The organism is Nocardia nova NBRC 15556 (assembly GCF_001613005.1).
In the GTDB taxonomy this organism is placed as follows: domain Bacteria; phylum Actinomycetota; class Actinomycetes; order Mycobacteriales; family Mycobacteriaceae; genus Nocardia; species Nocardia nova.
Genome location: NZ_BDBN01000190.1, coordinates 1 through 1,333 on the forward strand (window position 1 = coordinate 1; position 1,333 = coordinate 1,333).

A 1,333-nucleotide genomic window follows, 5' to 3' on the forward strand; every position below is an offset into this window, starting at 1 on the left:
CTCGTCGGGGAAGTTGGGGGTGCCCTCGTAGACGACCTGGGTGGCGCGGTTGGCCAGCGGGCCGTAGACGATGTAGGAGTGTCCGGTGACCCAGCCGATGTCGGCGGTGCACCAGTACACGTCCTGCCCTGGTTTGTGGTCGAAGACGTAGTGGTGGGTGTAGGCGACCTGGGTCAGGTAGCCGCCCGAGGTGTGCAGGATGCCCTTGGGCTTTCCGGTGGTGCCGGAGGTGTAGAGGATGTAGAGCGGGTGCTCGGCATCGAAAGCGCTGCAGGCATGGTCCGTTGATGCCTGGGCGACGGTTTCGTGCCACCACCGGTCGCGGCCCTCGGTCCATGCGATCTCGAGATTCGTGCGCCGCACCACCAGCACGTGTTCGACGCTGTGCGGGACGTCGCCGTGGGCGTAGAGCGCCTCGTCGACGGCTTCCTTCAGCGGTGCGGCCTTACCGCGGCGCCACTGGCCGTCGGTGGTGATCACGAGGCGGGCCTCGGCGTCGTCGACGCGCTGGCGCAGGGCGCTGGGGGAGAAGCCGGCGAAGACCACCGAGTGGGTCAGGCCCAGCCGGGCGCAGGCCAGCATCGACACGATGGCCTCGGGGACCATCGGCATGTAGATCGCGACCCGATCCCCGGCGGTCAGGCCGAGTTCGGTGAAGTAGTTGGCGGCCTGGCACACCTCGGCCTGGAGCTGGGCGTAGGTGATCGAGCGGGAATCGCCGGGCTCACCCTCCCAGTGGATGGCGACCTGGTCGCCGTAGCCGTCGTCGACGTGGCGGTCCACGCAGTTGTAGGCGATGTTGAGCTTGCCGCCGGTGAACCAGCGCGCGAACGGGGCATCGTCCCAGTCCAGCACCCGATCCCACGGCTGATGCCAGTGCAGTCGCTGCGCTTGTTCGGCCCAGAACCCCTCGCGATCCGCCGTTGCCCGCTCGTAGATGGACGCATCGGCATTGGCTGCCGCGGCGAATTCGGCCGTAGGCGGGTACACGTCTCGGTGCTCAGCGGTGGTGTCGGTCATCTCGCCTCCATCGGGCCTGTCCATCGGATACGCGTCGGCCGCAGCGTGACCGCGGCCACGATGTGACCCTAACGGACTGTGACCTGCGCCGCGTATCGGTCCCGAACGGCGGGCGCGGGAAGCGGACCCCGGTGGGCCGCGGGATGCGCTCGGCTAGCGTGTGGGTCGTGAGCGACGTGCTGCAACCCCTGGTCGACCTGCCCGGTGTCCGCGAGGCGGCCGACCGCGCCCGCGATGCGCTCGCCGAAGTCCACCGGCACAAGGCGAACCGGCGGGGCTGGCCGACCACGGCGGCCGAGGCGGCGGTCCGCGC

General features: G+C 69.7%; 1 protein-coding gene and 1 pseudogene. One reads left to right on the forward strand and one right to left on the reverse strand.

What is annotated here, in order from left to right; genetic code table 11:
* The coding region (locus tag NN2_RS35650; RefSeq protein WP_156511575.1) for an AMP-binding protein at positions 1 to 1,020 on the reverse strand (1,020 nt) is incomplete at its 3' end.
* A 167-nt stretch (positions 1,021 to 1,187) separates the two neighbouring features.
* On the opposite strand from NN2_RS35650, the pseudogene NN2_RS38885 reads away from it, so the two are divergent.
* Positions 1,188 to 1,333, forward strand: a pseudogene (locus tag NN2_RS38885) (oxidoreductase); the annotation flags it as partial.